This window comes from Methylobacterium indicum (assembly GCF_017347565.1).
GTDB lineage: Bacteria > Pseudomonadota > Alphaproteobacteria > Rhizobiales > Beijerinckiaceae > Methylobacterium > Methylobacterium indicum.
In genome coordinates this window covers 601,692-627,949 of the sequence record NZ_AP024145.1, presented here as the reverse complement: position 1 = coordinate 627,949, position 26,258 = coordinate 601,692, and the positions used below count along the sequence as shown (strand labels likewise).

The following is a 26,258-nucleotide window of genomic DNA, read 5'->3' as shown; positions in this document are numbered from 1 at the left end:
GCGGGCATACCGTCCTTGCCATTCGCGCCCGGTGCCGTATCAGGACGTAGGAACTTTTCGCGTGTTCGTCATACCCGGGGCCCGATGTCAAAGCCGGCGATCCGTGTTCAGGTCCGCTCCGCGCTGCTGGCCCTCGCCCTGTTCGCCGCTCCGGCCGCGGCGCAGCAGCTCACCACGGCCTGGCCGAGCAATGTCGGGCCGCTGAACCCGCATCTCTACGCCCCCAACCAGATGTTCGCCCAGGCGAGCGTCTACGAGCCGCTGGTGAAGTACCGGGCCGACGGCACGGTCGAGCCCTGGCTCGCCACCGCCTGGACGGTCTCGCCGGACGGGCTCACCTACGACTTCACCCTGCGCCCCGGCGTGACCTTCAGCGACGGCACGCCCTTCGACGCGCCGGCCGTGAAGGCGAATTTCGACGCGATCCTCGCCAACCGGGCCCGTCACGCCTGGCTCGACCTCGCCCGGCAGATCGACCGGACCGAGGTCACCGGGCCGCTCGCCGTCCGCCTCGTGCTGAAGGCCCCGCACGCGCCGACGCTCAACGAGCTCTCGCTGCCGCGGCCGTTCCGCTTCGTCTCCCCGGCCGCCATGAAGGCGGGCGGCACCACGGCGGGCGGGATCGCGGCCCCCGTCGGCACGGGCCCCTGGAGGCTCGTCGAGACCCGGCTCGGCGTCTCGGACACGTTCGCCGCCAATCCGACCTACTGGGGCGAGAAGCCCGGCTTCGCGCGCCTCGTCGTCAAGGTGATCCCGGACCCCAACACCCGGGCCATCGCGCTGCAGACCGGCGAGGTCGACCTGATCACCGGTGCCGCCGGCCTGATTCCGTCCGAGGCCTTCCTGCGCCTGCGCGACCAGGCGCCGGCCTTCTCGGCCGCGCTCTCGCCGCCGCTGGCGACCCGGGTGCTGGCGCTCAATTCGGCGCGCGCCCCGACCGACGACCTGGCCGTCCGCCGCGCGATCAACCGGGCGGTCGATAAGGACACCCTGGTGCGCACGGTCCTCGACGGGCTCGAGCCCCGCGCCGACTTCCTGTTCGGACGAGACGTCCCCGATGCCGATGCCGGCCTCACCCCCTACGGCTTCGACCGGGCGGCGGCCGAAACGCTCCTCGACGCGGCCGGCTGGGTCCGGGGCCGCGACGGCGCGCGGGCGAAGGACGGCCGGCCGCTCGCGGTCGAGCTCGCCTTCGTCGGCACCAACGCCCAGCAGAAGGCCATCGCCGAGGTGGTCCAGGCCGACCTCGCCCGGATCGGCATCGCGGTGCGGCTCGTCGGCGAGGAGGAGAGCGCGATCCTCGCCCGCCAGAAGGACGGGCGCTTCGGCCTGATCTTCGGCGAGACCTGGGGCCCGCCCTACGATCCGGCCTCCTTCGTCAGCGCCATGCGGGCGCCCTCCCACGCCGACTACCAGGCGCAGAAGGGCCTGCCCGACAAGCCGATGATCGACGCCACCATCACGGCGGCGCTCGCCGCCACCGATCCGCAGGAGCGCCGCCGCCTCTACGGCCGCGTCCTCACCGCCCTGCACGAGGCGGCGGTCTACCTGCCGATCTCCTCGGCGGTGGCGATCGAGGTCCACCGCCCGACCGTGACCGGCGTGCGCTTCGGCGCCACCCTCAACGAGATCCCGTTCGCGGCGATGCGCCCGGGACCGGGCCGCTGATGCCGCGCTTCGTCCTCGCCCGCCTCGCCCTGATCCCGCCGATGCTGCTCGGCGTCTCGCTCCTCGTCTTCGTGATGCTGCGGGTCGGGCCGGGCGACCCGGCGCTCGACTACCTGCGCCTGTCGCAGGTGCCGCCGACCGACGCGGCGCTCGCCGATGCCCGATCGATGCTCGGCCTCGACCGTCCCTTCGCGGTCCAGTACCTCGACTGGCTGTGGCGGGCGCTCCAGGGCGATTTCGGCCTCTCCTACGCCACCCGCCGGCCAGTGCTGCCGGAACTCCTCGGCTACCTGCCGGCGACGCTCGAACTCGCCGGGACGGCGCTCGTCGTCAGCCTAGCCTTGAGCTTGCCGCTCGGCGCCTGGGCGGCGGCGCATCGCGACGGCTGGCAGGACCGGCTGGTGCGGGGGATCGCGGTGCTGGGCGTCTCGCTGCCGAACTTCTGGGTCGCCTTCCTGCTCGTCGTCGTCTTCTCGGTCACGCTCGGCTGGCTGCCGGCGATGGGCCGCGGCGGGGCCGCCCACCTGGCGATGCCGGCGCTCGCCATCGGCCTGATGTCGCTCTCGGTGAATGCCCGGCTCCTGCGGGCGAGCATGCTGGAGGCGGGCCGCGGGCGCCACGTCCTCTACGCCCGCCTGCGCGGCCTCTCCGAGGGCGCGGTGGCGCGCCGGCACGTCTTCCGCAACGCGCTCGTGCCGGTCGTCACCGCCACCGGCATGCATGTCGGCGAACTCCTGGGTGGGGCCCTCGTGGTCGAGACGATCTTTTCCTGGCCGGGCGTCGGCCGCTACGCGGTCTCGGCGATCTACGACCGCGACTATCCGGTGATCCAGTGCTTCACCCTGGTGATGACGATGGTGTTCGTGCTGTGCAACCTCGCGGTGGACCTGGCCTATGCCTGGCTCGACCCGCGCCTGCGCCTCGGCCAGGAAGCCGCGTGAGACCCGCCGTGCTCGCCTCCCGCCCAGCCGCCTCCCACGCGATCATCGCGGCGGGCACCCTCGCCGGGGGCTTCCTGCTGCTGGCGCTGCTCGGACCCCTGATAGCGCCGCACGATCCCCTGGCGGTCGACCTCGCCCACCGCTTCGCGCCGGCGAGCCCGACCCATCCCCTCGGCACCGACCATCTCGGCCGCGACATCCTCTCGCGCCTCGTCGCCGGGGCGCGCACGACCCTCGGCGCGGTGCTGGTGGTGCTGGCCCTCGTCCTGAGCCTCGGCCTCGCGGTCGGGGGGCTTGCCGGGATGCTCGGCGGCCGGCTCGACACGGCCTTGATGCGGCTCTGCGACGTCTTCCTCACGGTGCCGACCTTCGTGCTGGCCCTCTTCATGATCGGGGCGCTCGGCACCGGGCTCGCCAACGTGGTGGCGGCGATCGCGCTGTCGCACTGGGCCTGGTACGCCCGGATCGTGCGGGGCCTGGTGCTGGAGCTGAAGACCCGCGACTACGTGCTCGCCGCGCGGATCGCCGGGGCGCCGCGGCGGGCGATCTTTTTCGAGCACATCCTGCCGGGAGTGGTGCCGTCGCTCGCCGCGCTCGCCACCCTGGATATCGGCCACATGGCGCTCCACGTCGCCGGCCTGTCCTTCCTCGGGCTCGGGGTGCAGCCGCCGACGCCGGAATGGGGCGTGATGATCAACGACGCCCGCGCCTTCTTCTGGACCCGGCCGCTCCTCGTCGTCTGGCCGGGCCTCGCCATCGCGCTCGCGGTGCTGGCCTTCAACCGGCTGGGCGACGCGCTCCGCGACCGGCTCGATCCGGCGCTCACCGCGGAGCGGGGCCTGTGAGCGCCCGCACGCTGCGGGCCGAGGGCCTGTCGGTCGAGACCTGGTGCAAGCCCCGGCACGAGACCCGGGCCGGCCGCGAGCCGGTGCCGCTGGTGCGCGCGGCCGGCCTCGACCTCGTCACCGGCGAGGTCCTGGCCCTCGTCGGCGCCAGCGGGTCGGGCAAGTCGCTGGCCTGCGCGGCCCTCCTCGGCGTGCTGCCGCCGGGCACCCGGTCGAGCGGCGGGCGGATCCTCCTCGACGGCATCGAGGCGGATCCGGCGGCGTTGCGCGGCCGGGCGGTCGCGACCGTGCTCCAGGCGCCGCGCACCGCCTTCAACCCGTTGCGCACCCTCGCCGACCACGCCGCCGAGACCCTGGCGGTGGCGGGAATCCGCGGCGGGGCCGCCCGGACGGCGATGCGGGAGGCCTTCGCGGCGGTCGGGCTCGGCGACGATCCCCGCGTGCCGGGCCTGCATCCGTTCCAGCTCTCCGGCGGGATGCTGCAACGGGCGATGATCGCGCTGGCGCTGATGTCCGGCGCGCCCTTCCTCGTCGCCGACGAGCCGACCACCGACCTCGACCTCGTCGCCCAGAAGCGCATCCTCGACCTCCTCGCCGGGCTGGTGCGGGCCCGCGGCCTCGGGCTCCTGATCGTCACCCACGACCTCGGCGTCGTCGCCCGCCTCGCCGACCGGATGGCGGTGATGGAGGCCGGACGGATCGTCGAGGCGGGCCCCGTCGCGCGGGTCTTCGCCACGCCGGCCGCGCCGGCGACGCGGGCGCTCCTCGCCGCCCACCGGGCCCTGCACGGGGAGCCGGCATGACGGCCCTGCTGACGGCCCGGGGGCTCGGCCACTCCTATCCGGGGCCCGGCGCGCGTCGCACCGTGCTCGCGGGCATCGACCTCGCCCTCGTGGAGGGCGAGTGCGTCGCCCTGATCGGCCGCAGCGGCTCGGGCAAGAGCACGCTCGCCCGCCTGCTTCTCGGGCTCGAACCGGCCGAGGCCGGAGAGGTGCTGTTTCGCGGCACGCCCCTGTCCCGCCTCGACCGGGCCGGGTGGCGGGCCGTCCGGGCCGCGATCCAGATGGTGCTCCAGGACCCGCTCTCGGCGGTCAACCCGCGCCACCCGGTCGGCCGGATCGTCGCCGAGCCGCTACGCCACCTGACCGGCCTGTCCGCTCCCGAACGGCAGGCGCGGGTGGAGGAGGTGCTGGCGACGGTCGGCCTCGACCCCGCCGTGGCCCTGCGGCTCCCGGGACAGCTCTCCGGCGGGCAGGTGCAGCGGGTGGGCCTCGCCCGGGCGCTCGCCACGCGGCCGGCCCTGGTCGTCCTCGACGAGGCGGTCTCGAACCTCGATGCGCCGCGCCAGGTCGAGATCCTCGATCATCTCGCGGCCCTGCGCCGCCGGCACGGCACCGCCTTCCTGCTCGTCACCCACGACGTGCGGCTGGCGCGCCGCTTCGCCGACCGGATCGTGGTGCTGGGTGACGGGCGGATCGTCGACGCCTCGCCGTGCCGGCCGGTCCTCTCGCTCACCCATCCGGCGGCGCGCGAACTCCTCGACGCGGTCCTGCCGGCCGAGCCCGCGGAGGCGCGCTGATGCAGCGGATCACCGTCACCCTCGATCCCGGCCTCGTGGCGGAGGTCGACCGGATCGCGACGCTGCGCGGCTATGCCGGCCGCTCGGAGGCGATGCGCGACCTGCTGCGGCGCGGCCTCGCCGAGGCGCGCCGCCAGCTCGATCCCGACCTCTCCTGCGTGGCGACCTTCGGCTTCGTCGCCGAGGCGGGGGTGCGCGATCTCGGCCAGCGCCTCGCCGAGATCCAGCAGCGCCGCCACGACCTCGTGATCGCCCAGGTCCAGGCGCCCCTCGACCACGACGCCAGCCTGCACACGCTGATGCTGCGCGGCCGCGCCCGCGACATCCTCGCCTTCGCCGACGAGGTCGCGACCCAGCGCGGCATCCGCCACGACAGCCTCTCGCTGATCCCCGCCCGGATCGAGCTCGACGACCACGGCCACGGCCCGGAGCCGCATCCGCACGAGCACATCCGGACGTGAGCCCCTTTCACCGGGCCCGGGGGCCAGGGGTGGAATCGAACGGATCGATCGAGCCGGCTCGAGCATTTTCCGACGAAGCGGCCACCGGTTCGTCGATAGAAAATGCGGCAGGACCGATGATCGAGAGCAGCGCCCGGTTGCAAAGCGATCGGGCGCTGCTCTCGACGCTCGCCTCGCCGAGGCCATGGCCGGGGCTCCGGCCCATATCGGATGCGGTAAGCCGACCTCGATTGCGCCCGCCGGCACGCCACTTACGCGGAACTCGGACCGGCGAAAGGTCTGCGCCTCGGCCAGGTCCGACGGGGTCGGGCAGTCGCACGAGAGGCAGAGCCGAGACGCGAACGTCCGCGCCGCGCCGCCGCGGTCGATCGAACACCGCCAAAGCCACCATCGCGAAGGAACATCGCCGCAGGAGGCGATGCCCTGAAGGAACGAAACTGCGCGGCCGGCATTCCTCATGCCAGCCAGCTTGGCCTTAAGGACTACAGCCCATGACGCTCCTGATCGTCCTCATCCTGCTCATCCTGCTCTTCGGTGGCGGCGGCAGCTTCTACGGTGGCGGCCGCTACCGGACGGGCGGCCTCGGCATCGGCGGCATCCTCCTCATCATCCTGATCGTGCTCCTGCTCACCGGCCGGCTGACCATCTGATCCCTCCCGCCGGCCACCCGCCGCGGCTCGACCCTCGGCGGGTGATCCCGGTCGCCATGGACCTCGCGAACCAAGTGTGCAGTTATCCGGTTGGGCGGCACAGGAAAGAACCTCCGCAGACCGTCCTTCGGGAGGTTGTCCGGGATCTCTCGCGCAGGTCAGTCGCTTTCGGCGCCTTTCGTTCCCGCTCCGCTGCTCTGGCGGGTGGCTCTGCATCTGCTTGAAAGACGCCAACTCATTGGCATGCAATGGGTTTCCATGGCGACCCCGGTAGGGCTCGAACCTACGACCTGCCGCTTAGAAGGCGGCTGCTCTATCCAGCTGAGCTACGGGGCCTGGCCGCCGGCGGTGGTAGCAGGAGCCTCGCCGGTCGTCCACGGGAGAGTCGGGCGGGCGGCGCAAGAGCCGGGCCGTCAGCCGCCGGCGGCGCGGCGCTCCAGGGCCGGCGCGGCGGCGATGCCGCGGGCGCCCTCGGCGATCAGCCGGGTCACGAGGTCGGCGTAGTCCGCCCGGGTCAGGCCGGCGCCGGGGCGGAACCAGAGATAGTGCCAGTTGACCATGCCGAAGAACGACATGGTGACGGGCTTGAGGAGCGGCGTGCCGGCGAGGTGGGGCGCCACCCCGGCAATCGCCTCGGAGAAGAGGCGCACCAGCTCGCGCTCGCTCGCCTTCAGCTCCGCCTGCCGCTCGGGGGCGAGCAGGCCGAGGTGGTTGATCTGCACCTTGTGCTGCGCGTCGGCGTCCCGGTAGGCCTCGAGCAGGGCCTCGGCGAGGCCGCGCAGGCGCGCCTCGGGCGGCAGGCCCGGGCGATCGGCGGCCTCGACGGCTTCCAGCAGCTCCTCGAGATGCAGCCGGATCACGTCGAACAGAATCTCGTCCTTGTCGCGGTAGTAATGGTAGAGGTTCGCCTTCGAGACGCCGCAGGCCTCGGCGATCCGGCTCATCGAGGCGCGGTCGTAGCCGTGGGCGGCAAACAGCTCGGCCGAGCGATCGAGGATCGCCCGGCGCTTGTCGTCGTAGTCGGTGGCGCGGGTGCGGGCCATGAGGTCTCGTCGCTGCTGGTCTCGTGTTACTCGCGGGGGCGCCGGTCGACGACGCGGCGGGCCTTGCCGAGCGAGCGCTCGATGCCGCCGGGCGGCAGCACGTCCACCGTCGCGGTGATCCCGATCGTGTCCTTGACCGCCTGGCAGAGCCGCTCGGCCGCCGCCTCGCGTAAGTCCGCGATGTCGGCCTCCGGCCGCGCCTCGACGCGGATCGTCATGGTGTCCATCCGGCCCTCGCGCGCCAGCACCACCTGGTAATGGGCCGAGAGCGCCGGGATCGTCAGGATTTTCTCCTCGATCTGGCTCGGGAAGACGTTGACGCCGCGCACGATCATCATGTCGTCGGAGCGCCCGGTGATCTTCTCCATCCGGCGCATCGCCCGGGCGGTGCCGGGGAGGAGCCGAGTGAGGTCGCGGGTGCGGTAGCGGATCACCGGCATCGCCTGCTTGGTGAGGGATGTGAAGACCAGCTCCCCCTCCTCCCCGTCCGGCAGGACCGCGCCGGTGCGCGGATCGACGATCTCCGGGTAGAAATGGTCCTCCCAGATGTGCAGGCCGTCCTTGGTCTCGACGCACTCGCTCGCGACGCCCGGTCCCATCACCTCGGACAGACCGTAGATGTCGACGGCGTGGAGGTCGAACGCCTCCTCGATTTCCTGGCGCATCGCGTTGGTCCAGGGCTCGGCCCCGAAGATGCCGACCTTGAGCGAGGAGGCCCGCGGATCGAGCCCCTGGCGGCGGAACTCGTCGAGGATCGCCAGCATGTAGGAGGGCGTCACCATGATGATGTCGGGCTTGAAGTCCTGGATCAGCTGGACCTGGCGCTCGGTCATGCCGCCCGACATTGGGATCACCGTGCAGCCGAGCCGCTCGGCACCGTAATGGGCGCCCAAACCGCCGGTGAACAGCCCGTAGCCGTAGGCGACGTGGACCAGCATCCCGGGCCGCCCGCCCGCCGCCCGGATCGAGCGCGCCACCACATCGGCCCAGGTGTCGATGTCGGCCTTGGTGTAGCCGACCACCGTCGGCTTGCCGGTGGTGCCCGACGAGGCGTGGATGCGCGCCACCTCCTCCCGCGGCACCGCGAACATGCCGAACGGGTAGTTCGCCCGCAGATCCGCCTTGGCGGTGAAGGGGAAGCGGGCGAGGTCGGGGAGGTCGGAAAAGTCGCGCGGGTGGACGCCGGCCTGATCGAAGGCGGCGCGGTAATGGGGCACGTTGGCGTAGGCGTGGTGCAGGGTCTCGCGCAGCTTCTCGCGCTGCCAGGCGGCGAGGTCCGCCCGCGAGGCGGTCTCGAACCGGTCGAGCTCGGCGGCGTCCGGCACCATGCGGGCGAGCTTGCGGGGGGCGATCTGGAGCATGGCGTTTCTCCCTGACTGAATTTTTATGAAGTTCTACCTTCGATCATCGACAGTTCTGACACCCTCGTCGTCATCCCGGGGCTCGCCGGAGGCGTGAACCCGGGATCCATAACCGCTGACGGTGCAGGACTTGGTGGCCAGCCCTCCACCTCTTCCTGACACGTCGGCGGCGATGGATCCCGGGTTCCGCTTACGCGACCCCGGGATGACGCGGAGGGTGGAAAACTGGTGGATCGATCAGCCGGAGGCCGATCCCCCCTCCTCCGCCAGCACCGTCCCCGGCACGGTGCGCGAGTGCCCGCGGAACTCCGCCACCACCCTCCCCTCCGCGTCGGTGACCGTCACGTCGTAGATCCCGGAGCGCCCCTCGCGCACCCGCTCGACGGCCCGGGCCGTCAGTACCTCGCCGCGCTTCCCCGGCCGCAGGAAGGTGACGGCGCAGTGCTGCGCCACCGCCCGCTGATCGTAGGCGTTGCACGCGAAGGCGAAGGCCGAATCGGCGAGCGCGAAGAGGAAGCCGCCGTGGCACGAGCCGTGGCCGTTCGTCATGTCGTCGCGCACCCGCATCGACAGGACCGCCTCGCCGGGCCCGGCATGGTCGAGGGTCATGCCGAGTCCCTGGCTCGCCCGGTCCTCGGCCCACATCGCCTCCGCGCAGGCGCGGGCCAGGGCCTCGGGGCTCACCGCTTGCGCCCGGTGAAACGGGCGGGACGCTTCTCCAGGAAGGCGGCGACGCCCTCGCGGTAATCCGGCGAGCGCCCGGCTTCGCCCTGCAACGCGCTCTCGACCTGAAGCTGCGCGTCGGAGTCGTTCGTCTCCGCGGCGTCCAGCGCACGGCGGATCAGGGCGAGGCCGTAGGTCGGCGCCTGCGCCAGTTGCGCGGCCAGCCGATGCGCCTCGGCCATCAGCTCGGCATCGTCGATCACCCGCCAGATCATGCCCCACGCCTCCGCCTGCTCGGCAGTGATCGGCTCGGCCAGCAGCGCCATGCCGCGGGCCCGGGCCCGGCCGGCGAGGCGCGGGAGCAGCCAGGTGCCGCCGGCATCCGGGATCAGCCCGAGCTTGGCGAAGGCCTGGAGGAACTTGGCCGAGCGGGCGGCGAGCACGAGGTCGCCGTGGAAGGCGAGGCTGGCGCCCGCCCCCGCCGCGACCCCGTTGACGGCGCAGATCAGCGGCATCGGCAGGTCGCGGATCTGCCGGACCAGGGGGTTGTAGAAGGCTTCGAGCGTGCGCGAGAGGTCGGGCTCGACGTCGGGCGCGAAGTTGCGCGCCGAAAGGTCCTGGCCGGCGCAGAAGCCGCGGCCGGCGCCCGTGAGGATCAGCGCCCGGCACTCCGGATCGGCGGCGGCGTCGCCGAGCGCCGCGCGTAGCGCGAGGTGCAGCGGCTCGTTGAAGGCATTGAGCCGGTCGGGCCGGTTGAGGACCAGCACGCGGTAGCCGGCATGGCGCTCGACCAGCACCGGGGTCTCGCTCGTCTCGCTCATTCGGTTCCGTCCTCCCCGCCCCGCCATGTCGGCTTCGAGAAGCCGCCGGCGCGATCTATTGACCAACCGGACGGTAAATTATAAAGCTGCGCGGGTGAAGTCAAACGCGGTCCCTTAGCCGAACGCCAGGGTGGACGGGCACCGCGCGGACTTGCAAAGCACGACCGGACGGGCTCAACGAAGCCCGGGACGCCAGCGACCGGATTCCAACCGGCGCGGCCCGAAGGGGAGGACATGACCATGAGGCGCATCGTCTGGGCGCTCGCCCTCGCCGGCACCGTGCTGGCCGGACCCGTGCTGGCGCAGCCGATCAAGATCGGCGTCACCATCGCCAAGACCGGCCCGGCGGCCTCGCTGGGTATCCCGCAGGCCAATACCGTGACGCTGCTGCCGACCGAGATCGGCGGCCAGAAGGTGGAGTGGATCGTCCTCGACGACGCCACCGACACCACCAAGGGCGTCGCCAACGCCCGCAAGCTCGCGAGCGACGATCACGTCGACGCCATCGTCGGCTCCTCGGTGACGCCGGTCTCGCTGGCGCTGATCGAGGTCGCGGCGGAGGCCAAGGTGCCGCTGATCAGCCTGGCGGCCTCCTCCAAGATCGTCGCCCCGATGGACGACAAGCGCCGCTGGGTGTTCAAGGCGCCGCAGAATGACGGCCTGATGGCCGAGGCGATCGCGGCTCACATGGCCAAGGCCGGCGTGAAGTCGGTCGGCTTCATCGGCTTCAACGACGCCTATGGCGACGGCTGGCTCGCCGAGATCACCCCGCGGCTCGAGGCCAAGGGCATCAAGCTCGCCGCGACCGAGCGCTACGCCCGCACCGATACCAGCGTCACCGGCCAGGTGCTCAAGGTGATGGCGGCGCGTCCCGACGCGGTGCTGATCGCCGGCTCGGGCACCCCGGCGGCCCTGCCGCAGAAGACGCTCAAGGAGCGCGGCTACGCCGGCAAGTACTACCAGACCCATGGTGTGGCCAATGCCGACTTCCTGCGCGTCGGCGGCAAGGACCTCGAAGGCACGGTGCTGCCGGCCGGCCCGCTGCTCGTCGCCGAGCAGCTTCCGGAAGCGAACCCGGTGCGCAAGGTCGCCCTCGACTACACCAAGGCCTACGAGGCGAAGTTCGGGGCGGGCTCGCTCGCGACCTTCGGCGGCCACGCCTACGACGCGCAGGTGCTCCTGGCGAACGCGATTCCCGTCGCGCTCAAGACCGCCAAGCCCGGCACCCCTGAATTCCGCTCGGCGTTGCGCGACGCGATCGAGGGCCTGAAGGACGTCGTCTACACCAACGGCGTGGTCAACATGACCCCGACCGACCATGTCGGCCAGGACGACCGCGCCCGCGTGATGGTGACGATCGAGAACGGCAAGTGGAAGCTGCTGCCGGCGACGAATTGACGGGCGGCTGCGTGATCTGTTCGGAGATCTCTTAAAGCGCGTGATCCCCTCTCCAGGCGATGCCGGGCTTGCCCGGTATCGCTGCAAGGTGTGGGAGAGGGGGACGCGCTTAAATTCCCTCGGATCGATCAAGCAGAACCCGTGTGAGATCGCCCAAGCCTCAGGATGAGGTCGTGGGTGGGACCATCTGAAGAAAAAACTTTCCCAAAGACGCCCAGGATACCCTTCCGTGGACGCCACGATCCTCCTTCTCCTCCTCCAGGACGGCGTCGTGAACGGCGCGATCTACGCGCTGATCGCCCTGTCGCTGGTCCTGGTCTTCACCGTCACGCGGGTCATCCTGATCCCGCAGGGCGAGTTCGTCGCCTACGGCGCGCTGACCCTGGCGAGCCTGGAGGCCGGCACCCTGCCGGGCACCGTGCCGCTGCTCCTCGGCCTCGGCGGCCTCGCCTTCCTGGCCGATTGTGCCGAGGGACGGCACAGCCTCGACGGGCGCGAGCTCCTGCGCCTCGCGCTCCGGGACCTCGCCCTCCCGGGGATCGTTGCCGCTTCTGCCTGGATCCTGGCGCCGATGAAGCCCGGGCTCTTGATCGAGATCCTGGTGACGCTCGCCATCGTGACCCCGATGGGCGGCTTCCTGCACGCGGTGGCGTTCCGGCCGCTGGCGCATGCCTCGGTGCTGGTGCTGCTGATCGCCTCGGTCGGCGTGCATCTGGCGCTGACGGGCCTCGGCCTCGCCTTCTTCGGTGCGGAAGGGTCGCGCACTCCGCCGCTGTCGGACGCCTCGTTCCCGGCCGGGCCCCTGCTCATCAGCGGGCAGTCGCTGTGGATGATCGGGCTGACGCTGGCGATCATCGTCGGCCTGTGGCTGTTCTTCTCGCGCACCCTGCTCGGCAAGGCGCTGATCGCGACGGCCGTCAACCGGCTCGGCGCCCGGCTGATGGGCATCGCGCCCGCGCTCGCCGGCCGGCTCAGCTTCTCGGTCGCGGCCTTCATCGGGGCACTGTCGGGCGTACTGATCGCGCCGCTCACCACCGTCTATTACGACACCGGCTTCCTCATCGGCCTCAAGGGCTTCGTCGCGGCGATCATCGGCGGGCTCGCGAGCTATCCGGCGGCCGCCGCCGCGGCGATCCTCGTCGGCATCATCGAATCCGTCGCCTCGTTCGAGGCCAGCGCCTTCAAGGAAGTGATCGTGTTCATGGCGATCATCCCGGTCCTGCTCTGGCGCTCCCTGCGCTCGGCCCCGGTGGAGGACGAGGAGTGACCATGCCCGCCCGTCTCGCCCCCACCCCGCTCCTGACCGGCCTCTTCGCCCTCCTGGTCGTCGCCCTGCCGGTCCTGCCCGGCGTGCCGCCGTTCTGGCTCACGCTGATGACCTATGCCGGCCTCTCGGCCATCGTGGTCACCGGCCTCGTGGTGCTCACGGGCGTGGCCGGCATCACCTCCTTCGGGCAGGCGATGTTCGTCGGCATCTCCGCCTACGCCACGGCGCTGCTGACCACGCAGGGCGGGCTCTCGCCCTGGCTCTCGCTGCCGGTGGCGCTAGTGCTGTCGGCCGCCGCCGCCTGGGTGATCGGCGCGATCACCCTGCGCCTCTCGGGCCATTACCTGCCACTCGGCACGATCGCCTGGAACATCTCGTTCTTCTACGTGCTGGGCAACACCGACGCGCTCGGCCGCTACGACGGGCTCACCGGCCTGCCGCCGATCTCGCTGTTCGGCCACCCGGTGCTGGGCGGCGGCGAGGCGATGCTGCTGACCTGGGGCTTCCTCGCCCTGAGCCTGTGGCTCACCCACCGTCTGCTGCGCTCGCGCACCGGCCGGGCGATCCGGGCGCTGAAGGGCGGGGCCGTGGCGGCGGAGTCGTTCGGGGTCGACACGGCGCGGGTGAAGATCGTCGCCTTCGTCTACGCGGCGATGCTGGCGGCTTTGTCGGGCTGGCTCTACGCCCATATCCAGCGCGCCATCAACCCGACGCCGTTCGGCATCAATGCGGGCATCGAGTACCTGCTGATGGCGGTGATCGGCGGGGCCGGCTCGATCGGCGGCGGTGTCTTCGGCGCGGTGCTGGTGACGGTGCTGAAGGACCAGCTCCAGAACGTGCTGCCCCTGGTCTTCGGCGCACAGGGCAATTTCGAGGCGATCGTGTTCGGGGTCCTGCTGGTGCTGATGCTCCAGCGCGCGCCTGATGGCCTGTGGCCGCTGATCGTGCGCCGCTCGGTCGCCGCGCCGCCCGAGCGCGGGCCGGCGCGCGAGCCCCTGGCGCCGCGCCCGGCCGCCGCCGCCGGCACGGTCCTGCTGGAGGCTGCCAACCTCAAAAAAACCTTCGGCGGGCTCGTCGCGGTCAACGACATCGGATTCGCCGTGAGGGCCGGCGAAGTAGTGGCGCTGATCGGGCCGAACGGTGCGGGCAAGAGCACCACCTTCAACCTCGTCACCGGCGTGGCGCGGCTGACCTCCGGGGCGGTCCGGCTCGGGGGCCGCGAGGTGACCGGCCTGCCGGCCCGCCGCATCGCCCGGCTCGGCTGCGCCCGCACCTTCCAGCACGTCAAGCTCGTCGCCGGCATGTCGGTGATCGAGAACGTGGCGCTCGGCGCCCATCTGCGCGGCTCGGCCGGCCCATTCCGCGGCGCGCTCGGGCTCGATGCGGCGGAGGAGGCGGCGCTCTTCGCCGAGGCCGAGAGCCAGCTCGCCCGGGTGGGATTGACCGCCTGCCGCGACCTGCCGGCGGGCAGCCTGGCGCTCGGCCAGCAGCGCATCGTCGAGATCGCCCGGGCGCTCTGCCTCGGCCCCCAGCTCCTCCTCCTCGACGAGCCGGCCGCCGGCCTGCGCCACCAGGAGAAGCAGAGCTTGAGCGATCTCCTGCGCCGCCTGCGCCAGGAGGGCCTCGGCATCCTGCTCGTTGAGCACGACATGGATTTCGTGATGGGGCTCGCCGACCGGCTGGTGGTGATGAATTTCGGCGCCAAGCTGTGCGAGGGCGCGCCCGCCACGGTCCGCCGCGACCCCGCGGTGGTCGAGGCCTATCTGGGGAGCGCCGCATGACGCAGGCCATGCTCGAAGCGGACAGTCTCTCCGTCGCCTACGGCAAGGTCGAGGCGGTGCGGGGCATCTCGCTCGCCGTTGCGCCCGGCCGGCTCGTCACGGTGCTGGGCGCCAACGGCGCCGGCAAGACCACGCTGCTCAACGCCCTGATGGGGGTCCTGCCGGCCCGCGGCCGCATCCTGTTCGAGGGGCGCGACCTGACGCGGCTCCCGGTCGAGGCCCGGGTGGCGCTGGGCCTGAGCCTGATCCCCGAGCGCCGCGAGCTGTTCTCGACCATGAGCGTCGAGGACAACCTGACGCTCGGCGCCTTCCGGTTCCGCAACACGGCAAAGGGCCGGGGAGGCGGCGGCGACCTCGGCGAGATGTACCGGCTCTTCCCCCGCCTGGCCGAGCGCCGGCGCCAGCAGGCCGGCACCCTCTCGGGCGGCGAGCGCCAGATGCTCGCCATGGCCCGCGCGCTGATGGGCCGTCCGCGGCTCCTGATGCTCGACGAGCCGAGCCTCGGCCTCGCCCCCCTCATCGTCGCCGAGGTGATGCGCACGGTCGCGCGCCTGCGCGACGAGGGGGTGGCGATCCTGCTCGTCGAGCAGAACGCCCGCGCCGCGCTCCGGATCGCCGATCACGGCTACGTCCTCGACGGCGGCCGCGTGGTGCTGGAGGGCGACAGCCGCACCCTGCAGGCCGATACCCGGGTCGCCGAGACCTATCTCGGCAGCCTCGGGGACGAGGCGGGACCGCCCGACCGGATCGTCGCGGCGGGCTGACCCGAGGGTCCGCCCCGGAAGGCCGGCGGCTCCGCGGGCCGGGAGCGGCTCCACCCACCAGGGCCGCATCCGCGTGTCGCGGGCGCGCGGGATGCAACCGCGCCCTCCCCGCGCGGATCCGCCATCAAGGGCTTGCCGCCACCGCGCTCCCCGGGTACCTACGGACAGGTTTCGCGTCATCGTTCTTGCGGCTGGGTCCTTCGGCCCGCTAGCGGGCCAAGCGCCAGGACGCCGAAGACGAAGCCTGAGGGCCTGTAGCTCAATGGTTAGAGCCGACCGCTCATAACGGTCTGGTTGCAGGTTCGAGTCCTGCCGGGCCCACCACCATTTCCGGAATCCCTGACAATCTTGTGCAGCTTCGACCGCGGCGTCGAAACATCCGCTACGACGTGGATGATCTGCTTCATCAACGATTGGAAGTCGGACCAAACATCCGGGACCCGGGCAGCGCGCATCCGGCGCGGCGGATCTTCACATACGTGATGGAACGGGCCGGAAGCAGCCGTTAGCCTCTCAACGGTCGCGGCATTGCGTGCCCGACCGTCCCTGCTGGCCCGGTCCTCGACCGGGTGGACGACCATCGGGGATGCTGCCGAGGCCCCCAACTCGACTTGGACGCCCTGCTCGCTCCCGCCGGCAGGGCCTCTTTTTGCGCCGCCTCACGGGCGACGATGCCGCGTTGTCAGCGTGCCGCGATCTTCTCATCCTGGCCCCACCGGCGGATCGCCGGCATCCCCTTGGTCGGACGCGCGCGGGAGGAGCGGCATGGAGGATTACCGAGCCGAGTTGCTGCGCCAGGTCCGCCTCGGCGACATCGCCACCGGCGAGGCGGCGGGCGCTTGCCTGCCGGGCCTGCTGCGCCGCCTGACGCATCACGAGACCCGCGCCGGCACCGCCGCGCTGCCCTGGCGCCTCTATCACCGCTGGCGCCGCGACAGCCTGCGCCGGCAGGTGGCCGATGCGCGCTGGCACGTCGAGCAGGGCCGGGCCGCCCGGATGGGGGACCTGGCCGCGCGGCGCTGAAGACTGCTTACGCGCAGCTCTCGGCGATCAGCCGGCGCAGGAAGGCGGCGCACTCGGCGAGTTCCGCGGTCTCGACGTACTCGTCCGCCTTGTGGGCGCGGGCGATGTCGCCGGGGCCGATCACCACCGAGGGCACGTCGCCGAGGCTCTGGAAGAGGCCGGCCTCGGTGCCGTACGAGACCTTGGCGTGGCCGTTGCGGCCGGCAAGCCGCTTGGCGACCGTGACGAGGGGCGCATCGGGAGCGATGTCGAGACCCGGATAGTCGATCACCGGCTCGACCGTGAGGCCGCAGGCCGGATCGCGCGCCTGCATCTCGGGCACCAGCACGTCGCGGGCATAGGCCAGCACGGTCTCGGCGAGGCCGCGCGGGTCGTCGGCCGCGATGGCCCGGAACTCGAACCCGACGGTGCAGCGGTCGGGCACGATGTTGAGCGCCGTGCCGCCCTGGACGAGGGCGGTGAGCCCGGTCGTGTGGGGCACGTCGTAGAGGTCGTCGCGGGCGCCGTCGCGGGAGAGACCCTCGGCGGTCAGCCGCACCCGCTCGATGAAGCGGGCGGCGTACTCGATCGCGTTGACGCCGGTGGGCGCCAGCGCCGAGTGGCAGGCCCGGCCCCGGAAGGTGATCTTGGCGCCGTACTTGCCCTTGTGGCCGATCACCACCGCCATCCCGGTCGGCTCGCCGACGAAGCAGCCGAGGGGCTTCACGCCCCGCTCCCGCATCTGGGCGATGAGCGGGCGCACGCCGAGGCAGCCGACCTCCTCGTCATACGAGATCGCGAGGTGCAGCGGGCGGGTGAGCGGCGCGGCCGCCATCTCGGGCAGGAGCGCCAGGCAGACGGCCAGAAACCCCTTCATGTCCGAGGTGCCGCGGCCGTAGAGGCGCCCGTCGATCACGGTCAGCCGGAAGGGATCGTGGGTCCAGTCCTGGCCCTCCACCGGCACCACGTCGCTGTGGCCGGACAGCACGTAGCCCGGCCGGTCGGCCGGCCCGACCGTGACCCACAGGGCCGCCTTCTCCCCCGCCTCGTCCGTCACCCGCTCGACCGCGGCGCCGTGGCGCCGGCAATAGGCCTCGACGTGGTCGACGAGGGGCAGGTTGGTCCGCGCGCTGACCGTCTCGAAGGCCACCAGAGTGGCGAGGAGGTCGGTGATGGCGGGAAGGGTCGAGTCGGTGGGGGACGAAGCGGAGGGGGACATGGATACGGTGGGGGCCTGACGGGAAGGGACGGGATCGCGCGCCGGTGCGACACGGTCGCCGGCGTGCCGCACCGGCGGGGCGGCCCTGCAGGGTCGATGCCACCGCGGGGACGGCCGGAGCCCCCTTATGCCGTGTTCGGGCCGGGACGGACAGCCGGCCCGGCGCAGGGCCCAGAGTCGTGCCCGATCGCGCCGCGACCGGGCACGACTCTCTCTTATCGAATTTGCCGCATTTTTCCGCGACGAACCGGTCCCCCCTTCGTCGGGCAATGCTCTAACCCGCAAGGTCGAGGAAGTGCCGGCCCTCGCGGTCGTCGATCTCGACGATCCAGAGGTCGGAATCGAACCGGATCTCCTTGGCGAGCCGGGCCTCGACGTCGGGCGGGAAGGCCTCCCGCATCAGGGGCTCGAAGCGGCGCCCGCCGGTCTCGTCGTCCTCGAACAGGGCCTGGGGGGCCGGACCGTAGAGATCGGCACGGCCGTCGAGGCGGTCGACCTTGACGAAGACCGCGCCGGCCTCGGGCGCGCCGCGCCGGCGCTGCACCGCGCTCACCCCCTCGACGGCGCAGCGGCGCAGGTGGGCGGCGACCCAGAAATCGGAGCGCAGGCGGGCCATCGGGCGGGGCGTCCTCGGGATGCTGGCAGGATGGGGATGCTGGCGGGATGCCTCCTCATAGGACGGCGCCCGATCGCGGGGCAATCGGGCGCCGTTCGTTCACCGTGTCGGCCGTCGGGATCAGGCGGCGCGGGTCGCCCCGGCATCGAGCTCGGCCACGTCGGCCCGCTCGCGCCAATCCTCGACACCGTGCTGGCGGGCGAAGCGCAGGGCGGCGGCGCGCACCGCCCGGTCGGGATCGCGGGCGCGGCCGATCTCGACGGCCCCGACGGTGAACGGGACCCCGAGGATCTGCTTGGCGAACAGCACGCGGTACTGCGACATCGTTCGTCTCCCTACATCTGTGGATCGCGTCGACGAGGGTGCGGGTTCACCGCTCGAAGGCTCCCGAGGCAGCCTCGCCGCGGCCTGAAAGGGGGCCGGGGCCGCGAGACGGGGTGCATGTCGCACCCGGCCCGCGAGGGAACCGATCGACCACGATCGATGGATCGGCATGGGGGCGAACCGGTCTTCCGGCTGCCCGATCAGGGAGATGGGGATGCATCTCCCCCGACGGAAGGTGCCCCGGGGGCGTGCGATTGCCGCATGTCCGCAGGGCGGGGCCGGTGTGCGGACCGGGCCCGTGCCGCGACGCCAAAAGCCGCTATGTCGGAGCGCCGACCCCCGGGCACGCTCCCTCGGCGCGGTCCCCTCGAAAAGCCCGTCCCCGGAACCCGTTCATGACCCCGCTCACCGCCGCGACCCGCCTGAGCCTCAGCCTGATCGCCGGCGGGGCGGTCGCCAACATCTACTACAACCAGCCGCTGCTCGGGCTGCTCGCCCAGGTCTTCGGCCACGACGCCTCGGTGCTGGTTCCGACCGCGACGCTCGCCGGCTACGGCCTCGGCATTCTCGGCCTCGTACCGCTCGGCGATTCGCTGCCGCGGCGCAGCCTGATCGTCGGGCAGCTCCTGCTGCTCGCCGTCGTGCTGGTCCTGGCGGGGGCGAGCACGAGCCTGTGGGTCCTGGTCCTGGCGAGCTTCCTGATCGGCGTGCTCTCGACCGCCGCGCAGCAGGCGGTGCCCTTCGCCGCCGAGCTGGCACCGGACGCGACGCGGGGCCGGATGGTCGGCCAGGTGATGACGGGGCTGCTGCTGGGCATCCTGCTCGCCCGCACCCTGAGCGGCTTTCTCGGCGCCTGGGCCGGCTGGCGGGCGGTCTTCTACGGCGCGGCCGGGCTCGCGGTGGCGCTGGCCGGCCTCGCCCGGCTCGGCCTGCCGGGGACGGCCCCCACCGCCAAAATCCGTTACGGCGCCCTCCTCCGCTCGCTCCTCGATCTCGTGCGCGAGCAGCCGGTGCTGCGCCGGGCGGCGCTCGCCCAGGCGCTGCTGTTTGCCGCCTTCAACGCGTTCTGGACCACGCTGGCGCTCCTCGTCGAGGCGCCGCCCTTCGGGCTCGACCCCGCCGGAGCGGGGCTGTTCGGGTTGATCGGGGCGGCGGGCGCGCTGTGCGCACCGGTCGCCGGGCGCTTCGCCGACACGAGGAGCCCGCGCCCGGTGCTCGTCGGCGGCGGTGCCCTGACGCTCGCCGCCTTCGCGGTGTTCGGGCTCCTCGGCGGCCATTCGCTGGTGGCGCTCGCAGTGGGGGTGCTGCTGATCGACATCGGCATCAACACCGCGCTCATCGCCAACCAGACCCGGGTCTACGCGCTCGTTCCCGGGGCGCGGGGGCGGATCAACACCGTGTTCTTCACCGCGATCTTCGTCGGCGGTGCGCTCGGCGCCTCGGCGGGCACCCGGGCCTTCGCGGCCGGCGGCTGGCCGGCACTCTGCGCGGTCGGCGGCGCCTTCGCGGCGGCGGGCCTGCTTGCGCCCCTGCTGGAGCCCCGCGACCGCCCTAGATCCTGACGCGAGCCACCGCGTCCGAGCCCGCCCCTGTCCCGCCTCCTCGCCATCGACACGATCTACCTCGAGCCCGCCGTCGCGGCCTATCCCCTCGGCCGGGAGATCCTGGAGCGGTTCGGGCAGGCGCGGCGGATCGAGGTCGCCTCGCACTGGAACATCCCGGAGCTGCACGGCAATGCCGGCTCGGCCGAGGACTGGGTGCGGATCAAGCGCTCGACCCTGGTGCTCGGGGTCAAGAAGGGCCTCGCCTCGCGGCCGAACGGCCGCAGCGCCCACTTCATCGCGCCGTCGAGCTCCAACGGCTGCGCCATGGCCTGCGCCTATTGCTACGTGCCGCGCCGCAAGGGCTACGCCAACCCGATCACCCTGTTCGTCAACACCGAGGCCATCGGCCGGGCGATCGCCCGTCACGCCGCCGGCCAGGGCCCCCTCCCCGCCCCCGACCAGATCGACGACCGGTTCTGGGTCTACGATCTCGGCGAGAACGGCGACCTCTCGGTCGACGCGCTGGCGAGCGGGGGCGTGCGCGACCTCGTCGGGCTGTTTCGCGGCCTCCCGAACGCCAAGGCGTCCTTCGCCACCAAGTTCGTCAACCCGGACCTCCTCGCCTACCGACCGGAGGGCAAGACCCGCATCCGCTTCTCGCTGATGCCCGAGCGCATCGCCCGGGTGGTCGACGTGCGGACCTCGCCGATGCCGGAGCGGATCGCCGCGATCGACGCCTTCGTGGAGGCCGGCTACGAGGTCCACGTCAATTTCTCGCCGGTGATCCTCTACGAGGGCTGGGAGGAGGATTGGCGGGCGCTGTTCCGCGCGCTCGAGGCCGGCCTCAAGCCGGCCGCCAAGGCGCAGCTGAAGGCCGAGATCATCTTCCTCACCCACAACGCCGCCCTGCACGAGGTGAACCTGCGCTGGCACCCCAAGGCCGAGGCGCTGCTCTGGCGCCCCGACATCCAGGAGACCAAGCGCTCCGAGGGCGGGATGGAGAACCTGCGCTACCGCACCGGCTGGAAGGGCCGCTGGCTCACCCGGTTCAAGGCGCTGCTGGCCGAGGAGCTGCCCTATTGCGGGGTGCGCTACGCGTTCTGAGGGACGCGCCCCGGCAGCGGGCGCCGTCATCGAACCGTCGCGCTCCGTCCCTAGCCCGCGGGCCACACTCTCTCCGGCGAGAGGCGCGAAGGACGCTGCGATGGCCCATCTCCTCAGCGACGAGCCGGCCCTGCCGGGCCTGATCTGGGCGATGCGGTTCGACGCGGGCGGGCGCGGGCGCCTGGTCGGGCCCGGCGAGGAGGTGCCGGCGCTCGGCCGCTTCGGCGACGGCTTCGTCTGGTTCCACGTCAACCTCAACGACGCCCGGGTGCCGGGCCTGATCGCCGAGGGGCGGCTCGGCCCGCCCGACCTCGCGGCGGCAGCCTTCGCCAGCGACCCGCACCAGCGGGTGACCGTCGAGGACGGGCAGGTCGGCGGCGTCATCGCCGACCTCGCCCGGGAGGCCGAGGGGCCGGACACCGCACCCGAGCGGCTGCCCGACGCCGCCGGGCGGCTGCATTTCGTGCTGGGCGCGAACTTCCTCGTCAGCGGGCGCCGACACCCGATCGTCGGGCCCGACGCGGTGCGGGAGGTCGTCGCCGGGGGCCGGCCGCTTGCCGGGCCCGTCGCCCTCCTCGAAACCTTGATCGGCCGGGTCGCGGCGGCGATCGGGGCGCGGGGTGCGGCCCTGTCGGACCGGCTCGACGGGATCGAGGACCACATCCTCGACGAGCGCATCCGGGCGGAGACCCGCCAGCTCGGACCGATCCGCCGCGACGCGGTGCGGCTGCATCGCCAGCTCAACGGGTTGCGGGCGGTGTTCCACCGCCTGGAGGAGGAGAGCGACGACCTGCCGGAAGACACCCGGGAGGCCGCCGCCCGCATCGCCCAGCGGCTCGACGCCCTCGACCGCGACATGGTGGTGCTGGCCGAGCGCAGCCGGCTCCTGCAGGAGGAGCTCTCGGGGCTGCTCGCCCGGCAGTCGAACCGCCAGCTCCACACCCTGTCGATCCTGACCGCCCTGTTCCTGCCGCCCACCCTCGTCACCGGCCTGTTCGGCATGAACACCAAGGGCCTGCCGCTCGCCGAGTGGGACGAGGGCTCCACGGTGGCGATCCTGATCGCCGTGATGTCGGCGGCGGCCGCCTTCCTGCTGATCCGCCGGCTCGGGCTCGGCGGGCAGAGGGGCCAGGGTTGAAACTCCGAGACTCTTGGTGATCGAGAATCCGCTGGCGACCCAACCCGGTCTTCCCGAAGGCCGTAGACGCCTCCCGGAAGCGGACGTTCGCGGCAGTCGCGCAACCTCAGCTCGGCGGGGAAGCAAGCCTTCTCCACAAGGTCGCTTCTTTTGGGATCCTAGGGGCTCACTGCCGGGTGTTCGCGGTCGAGGCAGTAGCTCTCGTGGATCGACCCAAACATGTATGGCTTCCTCGATCCGGCCCATCTCTTCAGAGCACATCAGCGTCAGGCCAACATTGCGTCATGTTGCGCATCGACCGAAGCCGGCGCGAACACGGCCACTGAGGCATTTGGCATCGCGCGGACGTTCCGTCCGCCACCCACTTCCGCTGCGCACTCCTCGGCATGTCTCCCGAGGGCCATTCGCGACTGTCGGACAACCGCGACTTAGCTCGCAAGCTCTGCAATCAGAGGCGTAGGCTGCGTCTGAGCCGCTGTTGAGCCAAGTTTACGTCATGCACGCGGCCGTTCGATCCGACGATTTGAACGTCCTTGTACCCGTTAAAGAGCCACTTCATCGCCAGGACCACAGCGCTGGCAGGGCTTGCTCGCGTGTCTAATAGCGTTTCATCACCGCGCGGAGCAGATATAACGTGTTGCATGAAGGCATCTCCGGTCCGCCTCCGGGCTAACAGCTACAAGTTATAATCGTTCGCCCTGAAAGAGCACTTGGCCGCAAAAAACTAATTCATCTCAAGAAAATGCCTCGCATACCGAACCGGTGGCGAGGCGAAGTCATCTCAAGGGACGTTCCACGGGGTGGTGGGGACGGAACGGTGCCAGAGATGGTCGTGATGGCAGTCGGGTCAGGCCATCGGGACCGAGCGTTCATAACCCACGTGGCAAGCCTGTCGGGCACGCAGGTTGGATTGGCGCGGACAAGCATTGTCCAACAGCGTCTGCTTTGTGGCACATCTCACTCCGACGCGGTCATTTTACCCAGAAACAGACATCACGTTAGAAGTTTTGCACCAGTGAACTTGACCATGAGAGCACAAATTTAATCTATGATAACGTGCTTGGCCCAAAAAAATTCTCGATATCGCCTTGATACTTAGAGTGCTATCATAACACAGATTAAAAAATCCCGATATTATTCAGGGAACCATCTAAAATCTCAGGGATTCCTAGGATGTACCACTTAGATTTGGAGAATTGACATGACTTCAGGTGGAAAAACCGAGCACCGCGGCGGCTCCGGCAACTTTGCCGAGGATCGTGAGCGGGCTTCTGAGGCGGGCCATAAGGGCGGTCAGCAGAGTGGCGGCAATTTCGCCAACGATCCTCAACGAGCTGCCGAAGCAGGTCACAAAGGCGGTCAGCAGAGCGGCGGCAACTTCGCCAACGACCCAGAAAGGGCCGCTGAAGCTGGCCGTAAAGGCGGTGAGCACAGTCACGGCGGCAAGTCTTAATCAATCGAACCAGCACCGGGTTTGGCACGCCAGACCCGGCGTCTTCATCGGCCAAAATGTTGCATTTGCTCGATCCGTCCGATTGACAATACCGCCAGTTCCTCAAGGACTTGTCCGAGGCGGCTAGCGAGCAACCACGGCACCTAGAGGACTGGCCCGAAATCGGAAGCCCTCCGGTCGGCTCCTCCTTCGCTGTCTTCGCCCCTCGTTAGCGGTGGCGGGGCGTTTATTGCTTCATGGGAACCAGCATGACGACAGCTATTTCAAAGACGCCCCCAGCGTTCTAAGATGCGGTGGCTGACCACGTCGCTGCACGGGTCACGCCTGCTGAGAAAATGGGACCGCGCGCACGCGGACCGATCATCACCTACCTGCGTGATCTGGAGGGCATCGCACGCCGCGAATGTGATAGCCGGCAATCGTTCCAGATCATCGCATCAGGCTGCCATCTCCTCGGTGACATGTCCACCGTCGGACCGGCGGATGGTCCGTTCTCGCGCAACTGACCAAAACACGACCATCATGAACGAGCCTGGAAGCGGACATCTCCAGCATCCCGCAGCGGGTCAAAGGTGGTTCCTTTAGCCACGTCCGGTTCTCGGGATCCCACGCCCGGAAGCCGACGGACAGGAAACCACCCCCAACAGTCCTTCGTGCAGTCATGTCGACCGTGCGTCCGACCGGCGGCTCAAGCCGCCTTGCGCCCGAAGACCTCTGCCACCGCGATCCCACCGAGCACCAGGGCGAGCGCCGCCGCCTCGACGAGCCCGAAGGATTCGCCCACCAGAACCACCGCCAGGAGCGCCCCGAAGACCGGGACGAGGTTGTTGAACAGGCCGGCGCGGTTGGGGCCCAGCGTCGCGACCCCGCGCATGTAGGCGAGCTGCGCCGCGAGCGACGGCCCGAGCGCCGTGAAGGCGATCAGCCCCCAGCCGGCGGCGCCGGGCCACAGGGTGCGGCCGCTCGCCCATTCGCCGAGGAGGAGCGGCAGCGAGGTCGCCCAGGCCGCCACCGCCATGGCGGCGAAGAAGGCGAGGGCCGGCACCGCCGGGCGCGCCGGCAGGGCGACGGTGTAGCCGGCGTAGAACAGGCAGGCGAGTGCGGCCAGGAGGTCGCCGCGGTTGAGATCGAGGGCGGCGAGACGGGCCGGATCGCCCCGGCTCACCACCAGCACCACCCCGCCGAGCGTGATGGCGGCGCCCAGGAGCTGGCCGCCCCGCACCGGCACCCCGCGCACGAGAAGGTTGAGGACGAGGACCAAGACCGGGATCGTGCCCTCGATCAGCGCCAAGTTGACCGCGCTGGTCAGGGCGCCCGCCTCGTAGGTGAGCGCGTTGAAGCCGGTATAGCCGAACCCGCCCATCAGGAGGATCATCGGCCAGTGCGCCCGCAGGGTCGCGCGGTGGCGGACCGTCTCGCGCCCGGCCAGGACCGCGATCGCGGTGAGCGCGATCGACCAGCGCAGGGCCACCAGCGCCTGGGGCGAGACGAGGCCGACCGCGACCTTGCTCGCCACCGCGTTACCGGCCCAGAGCAGCGTCGCGAAGGTCAGGAGCGCGTAGGCGAGCGCCGCCGCGCGGCCCGGCGCCACGCCGGGCTCCCTATGCCGGAGCCGTCACCCTCACGCGAGCGCCATCAGGAACCGCTCGATCAGTTCCAGGGCCCGCTGGGTCATCGCCAGGTTGTAGCGGATGAACACGTGGCAGCCGCCGGTATAGACCGACGTGTAGCCGCCGTTATTGGCCGAGGCCCAGCGCATCGACATGAACAGCGTGTCGTCGAGGAGCGGGTCGCGGGTGCCGACCGAGAACAGGGCCGGCGGCAGGCCGGCGAGGTCGGCGTAGAGCGGGGAGACGTCCGGCGAGCGCCGGGCGACGCCCTCGGGCACGAAGCCGTCGGCGAAGCGGCGGATGTCGGTGGAGTTGAGGACGAGGCGCTCGTCGCCCCAGTTGCGGGCGCTCGCGGTCACGCCGAGGTCGTAGAGGCCGGAAAAGAGATTGGCGCCCCGGAAGGCCTTTGGCAGCCGGTGGCGGTCGCGCAGGCGCAGGAGCGTCATCACGCTCAGATGCGCGCCGACCGATTCGCCGCCGATCGTCAGGGCCTCGACGCCGAACAGCTTGCGGCCCTCGTGGTAGAGCCAGAGCGCCGCCGCCTCGCAATCGTCGATCGGCGCCGGGTAGGGGTGCTCGGGGGCGAGGCGGTACTCGACCGAGACGCAGACGAAGCCGCAGCGCTCGGCGATGCGCTCGAGCCAGGGATCCTGCTCGTCGGCCCCGCCCCAGACCCAGCCGCCGGAATGGATGTGCAGGTAGGCGCCCCGGGCCTTGCGCTGCGGCCGGATCACCCGGAGCGTCAGCGGGCCGCCGGGGCCGGGAATCGTCATCGTCTCGGCCCGGGCGCTGCGCGGCATCGCCGGGTAGGCGGTGCTGCCGCGGCGGCGGCGCTCGCGCACCTCGGCCACCGGCATCGACCAGGGGTCCGGCGCCTGGGCCTGCGCGGCGATGATCTCCCGGTTCAGCCGCTCGGCGTCGGGATCCGTTTTCGCCGGGTCGAAGAGCGCGTGGTCGATCATGCTCGGGGTATCAATCTCGCGGCGCCGCGCCGGGGCGGAGCGTC

26 protein-coding genes and 2 tRNA genes are annotated in these 26,258 nt (G+C 71.3%); 18 read left to right on the top strand and 10 right to left on the bottom strand.

Translation table 11 applies throughout. The features are described 5' to 3' along the window. Window positions 1-84: 84 nt before the first annotated feature. The 7 genes from nikA (at window position 85) to miv_RS02860 (ending at window position 6,144) form a co-directional block, all read left to right on the top strand. The gene (gene nikA / locus miv_RS02890; RefSeq protein ID WP_207181348.1) at window positions 85-1,668 is read left to right on the top strand and encodes a nickel ABC transporter substrate-binding protein; all 1,584 of its coding nucleotides are present in this window, start codon (window positions 85-87) and stop codon (window positions 1,666-1,668) included. Beyond that, the gene (gene nikB, locus miv_RS02885) at window positions 1,668-2,609 is read left to right on the top strand and encodes a nickel ABC transporter permease subunit NikB (RefSeq protein WP_207181347.1); all 942 of its coding nucleotides are present in this window, start codon (window positions 1,668-1,670) and stop codon (window positions 2,607-2,609) included. The genes nikA and nikB overlap by 1 nt, the downstream gene beginning before the upstream one ends. Window positions 2,610-2,650: 41 nt before the next feature. Next, entirely contained in the window at window positions 2,651-3,454 is an 804-nt protein-coding gene (nikC, locus tag miv_RS02880) for a nickel ABC transporter permease subunit NikC (protein WP_244276370.1), read from the top strand. Beyond that, window positions 3,451-4,257 (top strand): ATP-binding cassette domain-containing protein, encoded by an 807-nt coding sequence (locus miv_RS02875; RefSeq protein WP_244748835.1) that lies wholly within the window; start codon window positions 3,451-3,453, stop codon window positions 4,255-4,257. The genes nikC and miv_RS02875 overlap by 4 nt, the downstream gene beginning before the upstream one ends. Next, on the top strand, window positions 4,254-5,033 hold the full coding sequence (locus miv_RS02870) for an ATP-binding cassette domain-containing protein (protein WP_048427351.1): 780 nt from the start codon (window positions 4,254-4,256) through the stop codon (window positions 5,031-5,033). The genes miv_RS02875 and miv_RS02870 overlap by 4 nt, the downstream gene beginning before the upstream one ends. Next, a complete protein-coding gene (gene nikR / locus miv_RS02865) occupies window positions 5,033-5,494 on the top strand; it encodes a nickel-responsive transcriptional regulator NikR (RefSeq protein ID WP_091888230.1) in 462 nt (153 codons plus the stop codon). The genes miv_RS02870 and nikR overlap by 1 nt, the downstream gene beginning before the upstream one ends. A 491-nt stretch (window positions 5,495-5,985) precedes the next feature. Beyond that, entirely contained in the window at window positions 5,986-6,144 is a 159-nt protein-coding gene (locus miv_RS02860) for a DUF3309 domain-containing protein (RefSeq protein WP_089504140.1), read from the top strand. 259 nt (window positions 6,145-6,403) lie between these two features. Here miv_RS02860 and miv_RS02855 read toward each other — a convergent pair. The 5 genes from miv_RS02855 to paaG form a co-directional block, all read right to left on the bottom strand. After that, a tRNA-Arg gene (locus miv_RS02855) sits at window positions 6,404-6,480 on the bottom strand. Between the two features lie 77 nt (window positions 6,481-6,557). Continuing rightward, on the bottom strand, window positions 6,558-7,187 hold the full coding sequence (locus miv_RS02850; protein ID WP_207181344.1) for a TetR/AcrR family transcriptional regulator: 630 nt from the start codon (window positions 7,185-7,187) through the stop codon (window positions 6,558-6,560). Window positions 7,188-7,213: 26 nt separating this feature from the next. Continuing rightward, a complete protein-coding gene (gene paaK / locus miv_RS02845; RefSeq protein ID WP_207181342.1) occupies window positions 7,214-8,548 on the bottom strand; it encodes a phenylacetate--CoA ligase PaaK in 1,335 nt (444 codons plus the stop codon). A 237-nt stretch (window positions 8,549-8,785) separates the two neighbouring features. Then, the gene (gene paaI / locus miv_RS02840; protein ID WP_207183367.1) at window positions 8,786-9,193 is read right to left on the bottom strand and encodes a hydroxyphenylacetyl-CoA thioesterase PaaI; all 408 of its coding nucleotides are present in this window, start codon (window positions 9,191-9,193) and stop codon (window positions 8,786-8,788) included. 35 nt (window positions 9,194-9,228) lie between these two features. After that, window positions 9,229-10,032, bottom strand: a complete 804-nt coding sequence (paaG, locus tag miv_RS02835) for a 2-(1,2-epoxy-1,2-dihydrophenyl)acetyl-CoA isomerase PaaG (protein WP_207181340.1) — start codon at window positions 10,030-10,032, stop codon at window positions 9,229-9,231. Window positions 10,033-10,272: 240 nt separating this feature from the next. Between paaG and miv_RS02830 the strand changes: the two genes are divergently transcribed. The 6 genes from miv_RS02830 to miv_RS02805 all read left to right on the top strand — a co-directional run bounded on the left by miv_RS02830 (window position 10,273) and on the right by miv_RS02805 (window position 16,265). After that, window positions 10,273-11,430: an ABC transporter substrate-binding protein gene (locus miv_RS02830; RefSeq protein ID WP_048431426.1), complete on the top strand. Its 1,158-nt coding sequence runs from the start codon at window positions 10,273-10,275 to the stop codon at window positions 11,428-11,430. 229 nt (window positions 11,431-11,659) lie between these two features. Next, window positions 11,660-12,697 (top strand): branched-chain amino acid ABC transporter permease, encoded by a 1,038-nt coding sequence (locus tag miv_RS02825; protein WP_207181338.1) that lies wholly within the window; start codon window positions 11,660-11,662, stop codon window positions 12,695-12,697. Window positions 12,698-12,699: 2 nt separating this feature from the next. Continuing rightward, window positions 12,700-14,478 (top strand): branched-chain amino acid ABC transporter ATP-binding protein/permease, encoded by a 1,779-nt coding sequence (locus miv_RS02820; RefSeq protein WP_207181336.1) that lies wholly within the window; start codon window positions 12,700-12,702, stop codon window positions 14,476-14,478. After that, complete coding sequence (locus tag miv_RS02815) at window positions 14,475-15,242, top strand: ABC transporter ATP-binding protein (RefSeq protein ID WP_207181334.1); 768 nt, start codon at window positions 14,475-14,477, stop codon at window positions 15,240-15,242. Before miv_RS02820 ends, miv_RS02815 begins: the two co-directional genes overlap by 4 nt. Before the next feature lie 248 nt (window positions 15,243-15,490). Beyond that, a tRNA-Ile gene (locus miv_RS02810) sits at window positions 15,491-15,566 on the top strand. Window positions 15,567-16,007: 441 nt separating this feature from the next. Further along, the gene (locus miv_RS02805) at window positions 16,008-16,265 is read left to right on the top strand and encodes a hypothetical protein (protein ID WP_048431425.1); all 258 of its coding nucleotides are present in this window, start codon (window positions 16,008-16,010) and stop codon (window positions 16,263-16,265) included. A 7-nt stretch (window positions 16,266-16,272) separates the two neighbouring features. Here the strand turns inward: miv_RS02805 and argE are convergent, their stop codons facing one another. The 3 genes from argE to miv_RS02790 all read right to left on the bottom strand — a co-directional run bounded on the left by argE (window position 16,273) and on the right by miv_RS02790 (window position 18,403). Next, entirely contained in the window at window positions 16,273-17,463 is a 1,191-nt protein-coding gene (argE, locus tag miv_RS02800; protein WP_207181332.1) for an acetylornithine deacetylase, read from the bottom strand. A 274-nt stretch (window positions 17,464-17,737) separates the two neighbouring features. Further along, window positions 17,738-18,079: a DUF1491 family protein gene (locus miv_RS02795; RefSeq protein WP_048431557.1), complete on the bottom strand. Its 342-nt coding sequence runs from the start codon at window positions 18,077-18,079 to the stop codon at window positions 17,738-17,740. A 120-nt stretch (window positions 18,080-18,199) separates the two neighbouring features. Next, entirely contained in the window at window positions 18,200-18,403 is a 204-nt protein-coding gene (locus miv_RS02790; protein ID WP_048431558.1) for a hypothetical protein, read from the bottom strand. A gap of 395 nt (window positions 18,404-18,798) precedes the next feature. On the opposite strand from miv_RS02790, the gene miv_RS02785 reads away from it, so the two are divergent. From miv_RS02785 to miv_RS02765, 5 genes are all read left to right on the top strand, one after another. Beyond that, a complete protein-coding gene (locus miv_RS02785; RefSeq protein WP_207181330.1) occupies window positions 18,799-19,965 on the top strand; it encodes an MFS transporter in 1,167 nt (388 codons plus the stop codon). Between the two features lie 27 nt (window positions 19,966-19,992). Further along, window positions 19,993-21,051, top strand: a complete 1,059-nt coding sequence (locus tag miv_RS02780; protein WP_207183366.1) for a spore photoproduct lyase family protein — start codon at window positions 19,993-19,995, stop codon at window positions 21,049-21,051. A 100-nt stretch (window positions 21,052-21,151) separates the two neighbouring features. Next, entirely contained in the window at window positions 21,152-22,189 is a 1,038-nt protein-coding gene (locus miv_RS02775; protein ID WP_048430776.1) for a CorA family divalent cation transporter, read from the top strand. A gap of 1,201 nt (window positions 22,190-23,390) precedes the next feature. Further along, window positions 23,391-23,642: a con-10 family general stress protein gene (locus tag miv_RS02770; RefSeq protein ID WP_082171510.1), complete on the top strand. Its 252-nt coding sequence runs from the start codon at window positions 23,391-23,393 to the stop codon at window positions 23,640-23,642. Window positions 23,643-23,935: 293 nt separating this feature from the next. Continuing rightward, complete coding sequence (locus miv_RS02765; protein WP_207181329.1) at window positions 23,936-24,148, top strand: hypothetical protein; 213 nt, start codon at window positions 23,936-23,938, stop codon at window positions 24,146-24,148. Between the two features lie 182 nt (window positions 24,149-24,330). On the opposite strand, the gene miv_RS02760 is transcribed toward miv_RS02765, so the two are convergent. Further along, window positions 24,331-25,233, bottom strand: a complete 903-nt coding sequence (locus miv_RS02760) for a DMT family transporter (protein WP_048430778.1) — start codon at window positions 25,231-25,233, stop codon at window positions 24,331-24,333. 30 nt (window positions 25,234-25,263) lie between these two features. Continuing rightward, a complete protein-coding gene (locus tag miv_RS02755) occupies window positions 25,264-26,214 on the bottom strand; it encodes an alpha/beta hydrolase (RefSeq protein WP_048430779.1) in 951 nt (316 codons plus the stop codon). Window positions 26,215-26,258: the final 44 nt, after the last annotated feature.

Excerpts from the sequence above, each read along its gene's own strand:
- nikA (WP_207181348.1), top strand. The coding sequence starts at position 85 with ATGTCAAAGCCGGCGATCCGTGTTCAGGTCCGCTCCGCGCTGCTGGCC.
- nikB (WP_207181347.1), top strand. The coding sequence starts at position 1,668 with ATGCCGCGCTTCGTCCTCGCCCGCCTCGCCCTGATCCCGCCGATGCTG.
- miv_RS02870 (WP_048427351.1), top strand. The coding sequence starts at position 4,254 with ATGACGGCCCTGCTGACGGCCCGGGGGCTCGGCCACTCCTATCCGGGG.
- nikR (WP_091888230.1), top strand. The coding sequence starts at position 5,033 with ATGCAGCGGATCACCGTCACCCTCGATCCCGGCCTCGTGGCGGAGGTC.
- miv_RS02860 (WP_089504140.1), top strand. The coding sequence starts at position 5,986 with ATGACGCTCCTGATCGTCCTCATCCTGCTCATCCTGCTCTTCGGTGGC.
- miv_RS02850 (WP_207181344.1), bottom strand. The coding sequence starts at position 7,187 with ATGGCCCGCACCCGCGCCACCGACTACGACGACAAGCGCCGGGCGATC.
- paaK (WP_207181342.1), bottom strand. The coding sequence starts at position 8,548 with ATGCTCCAGATCGCCCCCCGCAAGCTCGCCCGCATGGTGCCGGACGCC.
- paaI (WP_207183367.1), bottom strand. The coding sequence starts at position 9,193 with ATGTGGGCCGAGGACCGGGCGAGCCAGGGACTCGGCATGACCCTCGAC.
- paaG (WP_207181340.1), bottom strand. The coding sequence starts at position 10,032 with ATGAGCGAGACGAGCGAGACCCCGGTGCTGGTCGAGCGCCATGCCGGC.
- miv_RS02830 (WP_048431426.1), top strand. The coding sequence starts at position 10,273 with ATGAGGCGCATCGTCTGGGCGCTCGCCCTCGCCGGCACCGTGCTGGCC.
- miv_RS02820 (WP_207181336.1), top strand. The coding sequence starts at position 12,700 with ATGCCCGCCCGTCTCGCCCCCACCCCGCTCCTGACCGGCCTCTTCGCC.
- miv_RS02815 (WP_207181334.1), top strand. The coding sequence starts at position 14,475 with ATGACGCAGGCCATGCTCGAAGCGGACAGTCTCTCCGTCGCCTACGGC.
- miv_RS02805 (WP_048431425.1), top strand. The coding sequence starts at position 16,008 with ATGGAGGATTACCGAGCCGAGTTGCTGCGCCAGGTCCGCCTCGGCGAC.
- argE (WP_207181332.1), bottom strand. The coding sequence starts at position 17,463 with ATGTCCCCCTCCGCTTCGTCCCCCACCGACTCGACCCTTCCCGCCATC.
- miv_RS02795 (WP_048431557.1), bottom strand. The coding sequence starts at position 18,079 with ATGGCCCGCCTGCGCTCCGATTTCTGGGTCGCCGCCCACCTGCGCCGC.
- miv_RS02790 (WP_048431558.1), bottom strand. The coding sequence starts at position 18,403 with ATGTCGCAGTACCGCGTGCTGTTCGCCAAGCAGATCCTCGGGGTCCCG.
- miv_RS02785 (WP_207181330.1), top strand. The coding sequence starts at position 18,799 with ATGACCCCGCTCACCGCCGCGACCCGCCTGAGCCTCAGCCTGATCGCC.
- miv_RS02775 (WP_048430776.1), top strand. The coding sequence starts at position 21,152 with ATGGCCCATCTCCTCAGCGACGAGCCGGCCCTGCCGGGCCTGATCTGG.
- miv_RS02770 (WP_082171510.1), top strand. The coding sequence starts at position 23,391 with ATGACTTCAGGTGGAAAAACCGAGCACCGCGGCGGCTCCGGCAACTTT.
- miv_RS02755 (WP_048430779.1), bottom strand. The coding sequence starts at position 26,214 with ATGATCGACCACGCGCTCTTCGACCCGGCGAAAACGGATCCCGACGCC.